This is a genomic window from Streptomyces sp. IBSBF 3136, assembly GCF_036815105.1.
Lineage (GTDB): Bacteria > Actinomycetota > Actinomycetes > Streptomycetales > Streptomycetaceae > Streptomyces.
On sequence record NZ_JAJSZC010000015.1, the window covers coordinates 54,774 to 64,704 of the forward strand.

Here is a 9,931-nt window from a genome sequence, read left to right on the forward strand (position 1 = left end):
GAGCCAGGCGGCGGCCGGGGACGACGCGGCGGAGCGGAAGCAGGCGGCAGCCGAGGGCGACGCCTCCCTCGCGGCGGCGGAGGGACCCGCGGCCGAGGCATCGGTGGCGCATGAACCCGCGTCCGCGCCGACGCCGGCACAGCCGCGCCGCGCCCGCAGCGCCTCGGGCGGCTCGGCCTCCCAGCGCGGCGCGACGCAGGAACCGGCGGGGACCGAGGCAGCGGGGACCGAACCGGCGGGGGTCGACCCGGACGCTTCCGGTGACGGACCGGGCCGTACCGCCCGGCGGAGCACCGCCCCGCGCAGCTCGGACGCCCCGTGGCACCACGCCCGCCCGGCGTTCGACGAGAACCGCGAGCCGGAGCGGCAGCAGTCGCCCGAGCCCCAGCCCGAGGCCCCGCGGCCCACGATCGAGGCCCCCCGGCCTCAGCCCGAGGCACCAAAAGCCGCGGAAGCCGCAGAGGCCCCTCAGGCCGCGGAGGCTGCTGAGGCCCCCGAGGCCGCTGAAGCCACCCAGGCCCCCGAAGACCGCGGCACCGCCGAACGAGACACCCCCGAAGACCCCACAGGAGGCCCGCAGTGAACGACGCACTGGACGTCGCCCTGCGACTCCTGGTCGTGTTCGTCGTCTTCCTCACCTTCCCCCTGATCGTCGGCCAGACCGAGCACAAGGTGATGGCCCACATGCAGGGCCGCCTCGGCCCGATGTACGCGGGCGGCTTCCACGGCTGGGCCCAGCTCATCGCCGACGGCGTGAAGTTCGCGCAGAAGGAGGACGTGGTCCCGGCGGGCGCCGACCGCCGCGTCTTCCAGCTGGCGCCCGCCGTCGCCCTGCTGCCGTACTTGCTCGTCCTGCTCGCCATCCCGATCGGACCGGGTGAAGGAGCCGTCGGCCAGGTCCTCGACGCGGGCGTCTTCTTCGTGCTCGCGGTGATGGGCGTGGGCGTCCTCGGCTCGCTCATGGCCGGCTGGGCGAGCGCGAACAAGTTCTCCCTGCTCGGCGGCCTGCGCACGGCCGCCCAGCTGCTCGCCTACGAACTCCCGATGCTGCTCGCCGCGGCCTCCGTCGCCATGGCGGCCGGAACCGTCTCCCTGCCGGGCATCCTGCACGCCTTCCACTGGTGGTGGCTGCCCTGGCAGATCGTCGGCGCGGTGGTGTTCTTCGTGGCCGGGCTCGCCGAGCTGCAACGGCCGCCGTTCGACATGCCCGTCGCCGACTCGGAGATCATCTTCGGCGCGTACACCGAGTACACCGGCCTCCGGTTCGCCCTGTTCCTGCTCGCCGAGTACGCCGGGATCATCGTCCTGTGCGGCCTGACCACCGTCCTCTTCCTGGGCGGCTGGCACGGTCCCTGGGGTGCCGACGGCCTGGGCTGGGTGTGGACCCTGCTGAAGACCGCGCTCCTCGCCTTCGTCGTCATCTGGCTCCGCGTGACCTACCCCCGCCTGCGCGAGGACCAGCTCCAGAAGCTCTCCTGGACCCTCCTCGTCCCCCTCTCCCTGGCCCAGATCGCCCTCACCGGCATCGTCAAGGTGGTGATCTCCTAACCATGTCCCCCCTCCCCGGCTCCGGCCTCGCCAAGGGCTTGGCCGTCACCCTGCGCACGATGACGAAGAAGACGGTCACCGAGCAGTACCCGGACGTCCTGCCCGAACTGCCGCCCCGTACCCGCGGTGTGATCGGCCTCTTCGAGGAGAACTGCACGGTCTGCATGCTGTGCGCCCGCGAGTGCCCGGACTGGTGCATCTACATCGACTCGCACAAGGAGACGGTCCCGCCCGCCGCCCCCGGCGGACGCGAGCGCAGCCGCAACGTCCTCGACCGGTTCGCCATCGACTTCTCGCTGTGCATGTACTGCGGTATCTGCATCGAGGTCTGCCCTTTCGACGCCCTGTTCTGGTCGCCGGAGTTCGAGTACGCCGAGACCGACATCCGAGAACTCACCCACGAGCGGGACAAGCTCCGCGAGTGGATGTGGACCGTCCACGCCCCGCCCGCCCTGGACGCCGGCGCGGAGGAACCCAAGGAGATCGCCGCCGCCCGCAAGACCGCCGAGAAGCTGGCGGCCGCGCAGGCCGAGCCGCAGCAGGGCGGTGAGGCATGAGCCCCGCCGCAGCCCGGCACGGCATCGGTCTCGCCGCGGCCCAGCACGGCTTCCTCTCCCCGAGCGGCGTCGAGATCGCGTTCCTGCTCGTCGGCCTGGTCACCTTCGGGGCCGCGCTCGTCACGGTCACCACCCGGCAGCTGGTGCACGCCGCACTGTGGCTGGTGGTCGCGCTCGGCGGCCTCGCCGTCGAGTACCTGCTGCTCACGGCGGAGTTCATCGCCTGGGTGCAGGTCCTCATCTACGTGGGTTCCGTCGTCGTCCTCCTCCTGTTCGGCCTGATGCTCACCAGGGCCCCCATCGGGCGGTCCCCGGACGCTGACTCCGGCAACCGCTGGGCGGCCATCGCCGTCGCGCTGGCCGCCGCCGTCGCCCTGGTCTGGGTGGTCGTCGACGCGTTCCGCACCACCTGGATCGACCTGGGCGGCCCGGCCGCCGGCACCACCCGCGTCACCGGCGAGAGCCTCTTCCGGCACTGGGTCCTGCCCTTCGAGGCGCTCTCCGTGCTCCTCCTCGCCGCCCTGGTCGGCGCGATCGTCCTGTCCCGCAAGGCGAAGGCGGAGGCCCGGGCCGGTACCGGCCCCGACGCCAAGGCCGCCGGCGCCCCGGGCACCGCGGACGCACCCGCGGCCGGACCCGGCGCGAAGGAAGGCGCCCGCTGATGCATCTCGCCTATCCCGCCGTCCTCTCCGCCCTCCTCTTCTGCACCGGCCTGTACGGCGTCCTCGCCCGCCGCAACGCGATCCTGGTCCTGATGTCGGTCGAGCTGATGCTCAACGCCGTCAACCTCAACCTGGTCGCCTTCGACGTCTGGCTCAGCCGGGCCGCCCGGGACACCCTGCACTCCGGCCAGGCGCTGACCCTGTTCACCATCGCCATCGCCGCCGCCGAGATCGGCATCGGCCTGGCGATCGTGCTCGCCGTCCACCGCAACCGCGGCACCTCCGACATCGACCGACTCCGCGACACCGCCGAGGGCCACGGCGACGACACCGACGGCCCCGGCTCCGGCACCTCCGCGGCCGAGAAGGCTGAGGCCACCGCGTGACCACGACCACCCTCGCCGTACTCGTCCCCCTCCTGCCGTTCCTCGGCGCCGCCGCCGGACTCCTCCTGGGCCGCACCGCACCCGGATTCGTCCGCCCGCTCGCCGTACTGCCGGCCCTGGCCGCGCTCGCGCTCGCCGCGACGGTCGCCGCGCGCCAGGGCGGCGGCCCGGCCCTCCACGCCCACACCGAACTGACCCCCACGGGCTCGGTCCCGATCGACCTCGCCCTGGACATCGACGGCTTCGCCGCGCTCGTCGCCGTCCTCGTCGCCTTCGTCGCGACCTGCGTGCAGGTCTACTCGACCGGCTACCTGCGCGACGACCCGCGCTACCCCTCCTACGCGGCCCTCGTCTCCCTGTTCACCTCCGCGATGCTCCTCGTCGTCTACTCGGGCGACCTGATCGTGCTGCTGGTCGGCTGGGAAGTCATGGGCATCTGCTCCTACTTCCTGGTCGGCCACTACTGGGAGACCCCCGAGGCCCGCGCGGCCTCCCTGAAGGCCTTCCTGGTCACCAAGCTCGGCGACGTGCCGTTCCTCATCGGCCTGTTCGCGCTCGGCACCGACGCCGGGTCCTTCGACATCCCCCGCGTCCTCGCCACCGTGGCGAGCGGCGGACTCCACCACCCCACCCTGGTCGCCCTGCTGCTGCTCGCGGGCGTGGCCGGCAAGTCGGCGCAGTTCCCGCTGCACACCTGGCTCCCCGACGCGATGGCGGGCCCGACACCCGTCTCGGCGCTGATCCACGCCGCGACGATGGTGGCCGCCGGTGTCTACTTCGTCGCCCGCCTCCTCCCGGTGTTCGAGGCCTCCCAGGCCGCGATGGTGGTGCTCGCCGCGATGGCCGCCGTGACCATGACCGGCTCGGGTCTGGCCGCCCTGGCCCAGGACGACATCAAGCGCGTCCTCGCCTACTCGACCATCGGCCAGCTCGGCTACATGACCGGCGCCCTCGCCGTCGGCGACCGCGGCGCCGCCGTCTTCCACCTCCTGTCCCACGGCGCCTTCAAGGCGCTGCTGTTCCTCGCCGCCGGCGTGATCATCCACGCTGCCGGCACCAACTCGCTGGCCGCCATGTCCCGCATGAGCCACCTGCGCGACCGCGTCCCGGACGCCTACTGGACGATGACCGTGGCGCTCCTCGCGCTCGCCGCGATCCCACCGTTCAGCGGCTTCTTCTCCAAGGAGTCCGTCCTCGGCGCCGCCGAGCACGTGGCCACCGGACACACCGCCCACGCCCCCGGCGCCGCCGGCTGGCTCGTCCTGGTCGCCGGCCTGCTCACCGCCCTGCTGACCGCCGCCTACGCCACCCGCCTGTGGCTGCTGGCCTTTCGCGGCCGGGGCGCCGAGGCCCCCGACCACGGCCGCCAGCCGCTGACCATGACCGTCGTGCTGTGGGTCCTCGCCGTGCCCTCCCTCGCCTTCGGCGGGCTCGCCTACCGCTCGCTGCCCGGCTGGTTCGACGGCCACGACCTGACCCCGACCCTCACCACCTCGATCCTCGGCACCGGCCTCGCCGTGGTCGGCGGGCTCGTCACCTACGGCGTCTGGCAGCGCACCAGCCCGCTCGCCGCGCGCGTCCCGCTGGGGGCGGTCGCCGCCCACCCCGAGGGCGACGCCGGCCTGGTCGAGGCGGAGGCCATCGCCACCCACGAACCCGCCTACGGCGACATCGCCTACGCACCCGACCCGGCCGACCCCGGCCGGGCGCTGCTCGGCCCGCTGCACCGGCACGCGGCCGCCGGCTTCCACCTGGACGCCGTGTACTCGGCGCTGTTCGTCCGGCCGGTCCAGGCAGCGGCGAGCCTCGTCCGGTTCCTCGACCGCGAGGTCGTCGACACCTACGTAGGCGGTGCGGCCGCGCTGCCCCGGCTGCTCGGGGCCGCCGTACGCCGTGCGCAGACCGGCAATGTGCAGACCTATGTGAGCGCGCTGCTCGCCGGCACCGTCGTCCTGGCGGTGGCCGTCCTCCTCGTCGCCACGGGAGCGTGAGCAGGCGTGATCGATATCAGCGAGTCCGTGATGCAGTTCCTTCTGGCGTTCGTCGTCGTCGGCCCGCTCCTCGGAGCCGTCGCCGCCCTCCTGCCCGCCCCGCCCGGACTGAAGGGGAAGTCACCCGCGCAGGCCGTGCTCCGGCACGGCGTGACCGTCACCGGCGTGATCCTCGTCGCCGCGATCGTCCTCGCGCTCGGCTTCGACCACGACCATCCGTCGAGGATGCAGGCCACGACCGACATCAGCTGGATCCCCGCACTCGACGTGCGGATCCACCTCGGCATCGACGGCATCTCCCTTCCCCTCCTGGTCCTGACCGCGCTGCTGACCTTCCTCTGCGCGCTCTACTCCTACTTCAAGCCGCCCGCGGGCCCGTCCCCGAAGGCGTTCGTCGCCCTGCTGCTCCTGCTCGAGACCGGCACCCTCGCCACCTTCGCCGTCCTCGACCTGCTGCTGTTCTTCCTCGCCTTCGAGACCGTGCTCATCCCCATGTACTTCCTCATCGCCCGCTGGGGCGGCGAGGGCCGGACCCGGGCCGCGTGGAAGTTCATCCTGTTCACGCTGCTCGGCTCCGTCGTCATGCTGCTCGGCCTGCTCCTGATCGGAATCAAGGCGGGCACGTTCGACATGGTGGCACTCGCCACTGACAACGGCCGGTCACTGACCACATCCGTGCAGGTCATCGCCGTTCTGGCGATCGGCCTCGGGCTCGCGGTCAAGACGCCGATGTGGCCGCTGCACAGCTGGCTGCCCGACGCCCACACCGCCGCCCCGACCGTCGGATCCGTCCTGCTCGCCGGCGTCCTGCTGAAGATGGGCACGTACGGGTTCGTCCGCATCCTGCTGCCCGTCGCGCCGGACGGCTTCCACACCTTCGCCCCCTACCTCGCCGCCTTCGCAGTGGTCGGGATCATCTACGGGTCCCTGGCCTGCCTGGCCCTGGCCAAGCAGGGCGCCAAGGGCGACCTCAAGCGGCTCATCGCCTACTCCTCCGTCGGCCACATGGGCTTCGTCCTGCTGGGCATCGCCACCATGACCCCGACCGGGGTGAACGGCGCGCTGTTCGCGAACATCGCCCACGGCCTCATCACCGGCCTGCTGTTCTTCCTGGTCGGCGCGCTCAAGGACCGTACGGGCAGCACCGACCTCGACACCCTCGCCGAGGAGACGGGCGCCGCCCTGTACGGCAAGGCCCCGCGCCTCGGCGGACTGCTCGCCTTCGCCGCCGTCGCCTCCCTCGGCCTGCCCGGACTCGCCGGCTTCTGGGGCGAGATGCTCTCCCTGTTCGGCGCGTTCGAGCCCGGGGCCGGCCTCAGCCGCCCCGCGTTCCTCACCTTCATGGCGATCGGCGCCTTCGGCACCCTGCTGACCGCCGCGTACATGCTCGTCGTGGTCCGCCGGGTCTGCATGGGCGACGTGCCGCAGGAAGCCCCCCGCCTCGCCGACGTGCACGGATACGAGTTCGCGGCCTGGACCCCGCTCGTCACCCTCACCGTCCTCGCCGGACTGTGGCCGAGGGCGCTGCTCGGCCTGACCGACCCGGCCGTGCAGCAGCTCCTCGCAGGAGGCACCCGATGAGCGCCCTGGCCCAGCCCGTGGCCGAGTCCGCGGTCCAGTCGGCCGTCCAGTCCGTCGACTGGCTCGCGATCGCGCCGCCCACCGTCACCGCGCTGGTCGCCCTCGCGGTGCTGGTCGCCGACCTGTTCGTGCCCGAGGCCCGCAAGCCGCTGCTCGGCTGGGTCTCCGTAGCCGGCCTCGCCGTCGCCGCGCTGACCCTGCTGCCGCTCCTCGACGGCGACCGCGGCACCTTCTGCCTGCCCGGGAACGCGCGCGTGTGCAGCTACACCGCCGACCACTTCACGCTCGTCATCCAGTTCCTCGTCCTCGGCGGCGCCCTGCTCGCGGCCCTGCTGTCGGTCACGAACATCAAGGACGAGCATTGGCGCGTCCCCGCGGGCGAGTTCTGGTTCCTGCTGCTCTCCTCCGCGGCCGGCGCCGCCCTGCTGCCCGCCTCCCGGGACCTCGCCACCCTGATCGTCGCCCTGGAGGTCGCCTCCCTGCCCGCCTTCGCCCTCGTCGGCATCCGGCACGGCGACAAGCGGTCCTCCGAGGCGGCCCTGAAGTTCTTCCTGTCCTCGGTCACCGCCACCGCGGTCAGCCTCATGGGCATCAGCTTCGTCTACGCCTCCACCGGCACCCTCTACCTCACCCAGGTCGCCCAGCGGATCCAGCACGTCGACGGACAGCTCCACACCCTCGCCCAGACCGGCGTCGTCCTCACCCTCATCGGCTTCGCCTTCAAGACGGCCGCCGTCCCCTTCCACTTCTGGGTGCCCGACACCTACGTCGGCGCGCCGCTGCCCATCGCCGCCTACCTGTCCGTCGTCGGCAAGGCGGTCGGCTTCTCCGGCCTGATCCTCGTCACCGTCCTCGCCTTCCCCTCCTACGCCGACGTCTGGGGACCCGCGCTCGCCGCCCTGGCCGCCCTCACCATGACCGTCGGCAACGTCGGCGCCCTGCGCCAGCGGGCCACGCGCGCGTACAGCGCCGTACGGCTGCTCGCCTGGTCCTCCGTAGGCCAGGCCGGCTACCTGCTGGTCCCCATCGCCGCCGCCGGATACGTCAAGGACGGCCAGAAGGCGATCGGTTCCACCGTCGCCTACGCCCTCATGTACGCCGCCGTGAACCTCGGCGCGTTCGCGGTGGCCGCCGTGGTCGGCCGGTCCAAGTCCCTCAACCGGATCAGCGACTACCGCGGCCTGTACGCCACCAACCCCGTCACGGCCCTGCTGCTGGCCTTCTTCCTGCTGTGCCTCGCCGGGCTGCCGCCGGGCGTCATCGGCCTGTTCGCCAAGGTCACCGTGTTCTCCACGGCCGTCGACGCGGGCCTGGGCTGGCTCGCCGTGGTCATGGCCGTCAACGTCGTGATCGCCCTCTTCTACTACCTGCAGTGGGCGGCGCTGCTCTTCCGCGCCCCCGAGGGCGAACCCGCACGGCACCGGGTCCCCGCGCCCCTCACCGCGGCGCTCGCCCTCACCGGCGTCCTCGGCGTGGCCCTGTCCGGCGTGCCCCAGCTGGTCCTGCGCTTCGCCGCCACCGGACTGTTCTGAGGACTCGTCACGCGCGCGTGGGGCACCCGTGGCCCCCACGCGCGCGTGCGGCCGTACGAGCACGTACGAGCACGTCACCCGTACGGCCGACGCGCGCCCCACGCACGCACCAGGGAACTCGCGGCCGCCGCCTGGCGTTGACCAGAGCGGGAGGGTCCACTGGACCAAAGGGTTCCCCTGCTGCACGACTTGGAGGGCGTACCGTGCACCGCCGGCACAACGGGCTCAGGACCGCAGTACTCCTCGGGGGACTGTCCGCACTCATCATCGTCATCGGCAGCTTCTTCGGCCGGACGGGACTGATCGTGGCGGTCCTGATCGCGCTGGGCACGAACGCGTACGCGTACTGGAACAGCGACAAGCTGGCGCTGCGCGCGATGCGCGCCCGCCCGGTCAGCGAGTTCGAGGCCCCCGCGCTGTACCGGATGGTCCGCGACCTGTCCACGCAGGCCCGCCAGCCCATGCCCCGCCTGTACATCTCCCCGACGGAGGCGCCCAACGCCTTCGCCACCGGCCGCAACCCGCGCAACGCGGCCGTGTGCTGCACGGAGGGCATCCTGCGCCTGCTCGACGAGCGGGAGCTGCGCGGGGTCATCGGCCACGAACTGAGCCACGTCTACAACCGCGACATCCTGATCTCCTCCGTGGCCGGCGCCCTCGCCTCGGTGATCATGTTCCTGGTCAACTTCGCCTGGCTGATCCCGATCGGCCGGTCGGACGACGACGACGGCCCGGGCCTGCTCGGCCTGCTGCTGATCATGATTCTGGGCCCGCTCGCCGCCACCCTCATCCAGCTCGCCATCAGCCGCTCCCGGGAGTACGAGGCCGACGCCTCGGGCGCCCAGCTCACCGGCGACCCGCTGGCCCTCGCCGGGGCCCTGCGCAAGCTCGAGATCGGCACCCAGCAGCTCCCGCTGCCCCCCGAGCCGCGGATCGAGACCGCGAGCCACATGATGATCGCGAATCCTTTCCGCGCCGGTCAGGGACTGACGAAGATGTTCTCCACTCACCCGCCGATGGCGGACCGCATCGCCCGGCTCGAGAAGATGGCAGGTCGTCACCAGTGAAGATCATCCTGAACATCATCTGGCTCGTCCTGAGCGGCTTCTGGTTGTTCCTCGCCTACCTGCTCGCGGGCGTCCTGCTGTGCGTCACGATCATCGGCATCCCGTTCGGGATCGCCGCCTTCCGCATCGGCGTCTACGCCCTGTGGCCCTTCGGGTACACCACGGTCGAGCGCCGGGACGCGGGCGCGCCGTCCTGCGTCGGCAACGTGCTCTGGCTGGTCCTCGCCGGCTGGTGGCTGACCCTCGCGCACATCACCACCGGCGTCGCCCTGTGCCTGACGATCATCGGCATCCCCTTCGGCATCGCCAACTTCAAGCTGATCCCGGTCTCCCTGCTGCCGCTGGGCCGCGAGATCGTCCGCACGGACGAGCCGTTCGCGGCCCGCTGACCCATCGGCCGAAGGCCCGCTGAGCTGCCGATTCCGCATACCGGCTGGCGGCCCGCCGGCCTGCCGGTTCCCCTGTCGGCTCGCGGTGCTACCGGCTCGCGGCCCGCCGGCCTGTCGGTTCGCGGTCCGGCCGCTTCGCACGGCGCGGCCGTTCGCGGCGCGCGCTCACCTACCGGCCCGCGGTCCGGCCGGAGCCGCCGCCCGCACCCCCGTCACCC

Annotated in this window: 9 protein-coding genes and 1 pseudogene; all 10 read left to right on the forward strand. The window is 72.4% G+C overall.

The features are described 5' to 3' along the window. Positions 1-583: pseudogene (locus tag V7E45_RS05590) on the forward strand (hypothetical protein); the annotation flags it as partial. Then, positions 580-1,548 carry a complex I subunit 1/NuoH family protein gene (locus V7E45_RS05595; protein WP_333772949.1) on the forward strand — a complete coding sequence of 323 codons (969 nt, stop codon included), beginning with the start codon at positions 580-582 and terminating at the stop codon, positions 1,546-1,548. The pseudogene V7E45_RS05590 and the gene V7E45_RS05595, both read left to right, overlap by 4 nt. Positions 1,549-1,550: 2 nt before the next feature. After that, on the forward strand, positions 1,551-2,105 hold the full coding sequence (locus tag V7E45_RS05600) for a NuoI/complex I 23 kDa subunit family protein (RefSeq protein WP_333772950.1): 555 nt from the start codon (positions 1,551-1,553) through the stop codon (positions 2,103-2,105). Next, complete coding sequence (locus V7E45_RS05605) at positions 2,102-2,767, forward strand: NADH-quinone oxidoreductase subunit J family protein (protein WP_333772951.1); 666 nt, start codon at positions 2,102-2,104, stop codon at positions 2,765-2,767. The genes V7E45_RS05600 and V7E45_RS05605 overlap by 4 nt, the downstream gene beginning before the upstream one ends. Beyond that, entirely contained in the window at positions 2,767-3,153 is a 387-nt protein-coding gene (nuoK, locus tag V7E45_RS05610) for an NADH-quinone oxidoreductase subunit NuoK (RefSeq protein ID WP_333772952.1), read from the forward strand. Before V7E45_RS05605 ends, nuoK begins: the two co-directional genes overlap by 1 nt. Next, the gene (locus V7E45_RS05615; protein WP_333772953.1) at positions 3,150-5,144 is read left to right on the forward strand and encodes an NADH-quinone oxidoreductase subunit 5 family protein; all 1,995 of its coding nucleotides are present in this window, start codon (positions 3,150-3,152) and stop codon (positions 5,142-5,144) included. Before nuoK ends, V7E45_RS05615 begins: the two co-directional genes overlap by 4 nt. 6 nt (positions 5,145-5,150) lie before the next feature. Beyond that, positions 5,151-6,725 carry an NADH-quinone oxidoreductase subunit M gene (locus V7E45_RS05620; protein ID WP_333772954.1) on the forward strand — a complete coding sequence of 525 codons (1,575 nt, stop codon included), beginning with the start codon at positions 5,151-5,153 and terminating at the stop codon, positions 6,723-6,725. Beyond that, positions 6,722-8,257: an NADH-quinone oxidoreductase subunit N gene (locus V7E45_RS05625; protein ID WP_333772955.1), complete on the forward strand. Its 1,536-nt coding sequence runs from the start codon at positions 6,722-6,724 to the stop codon at positions 8,255-8,257. Before V7E45_RS05620 ends, V7E45_RS05625 begins: the two co-directional genes overlap by 4 nt. A 203-nt stretch (positions 8,258-8,460) precedes the next feature. Further along, positions 8,461-9,324, forward strand: coding sequence for a zinc metalloprotease HtpX (gene htpX, locus V7E45_RS05630; protein WP_333772956.1), 864 nt, complete (start codon positions 8,461-8,463; stop codon positions 9,322-9,324). Then, the gene (locus V7E45_RS05635; protein ID WP_333772957.1) at positions 9,321-9,713 is read left to right on the forward strand and encodes a YccF domain-containing protein; all 393 of its coding nucleotides are present in this window, start codon (positions 9,321-9,323) and stop codon (positions 9,711-9,713) included. Before htpX ends, V7E45_RS05635 begins: the two co-directional genes overlap by 4 nt. The last annotated feature ends 218 nt before the right edge of the window (positions 9,714-9,931 follow it).

Coding starts and splice junctions, on each gene's coding strand:
- V7E45_RS05605 (WP_333772951.1), top strand. CDS start 2,102: ATGAGCCCCGCCGCAGCCCGGCACGGCATCGGTCTCGCCGCGGCCCAG.
- V7E45_RS05625 (WP_333772955.1), top strand. CDS start 6,722: ATGAGCGCCCTGGCCCAGCCCGTGGCCGAGTCCGCGGTCCAGTCGGCC.
- V7E45_RS05600 (WP_333772950.1), top strand. CDS start 1,551: ATGTCCCCCCTCCCCGGCTCCGGCCTCGCCAAGGGCTTGGCCGTCACC.
- nuoK (WP_333772952.1), top strand. CDS start 2,767: ATGCATCTCGCCTATCCCGCCGTCCTCTCCGCCCTCCTCTTCTGCACC.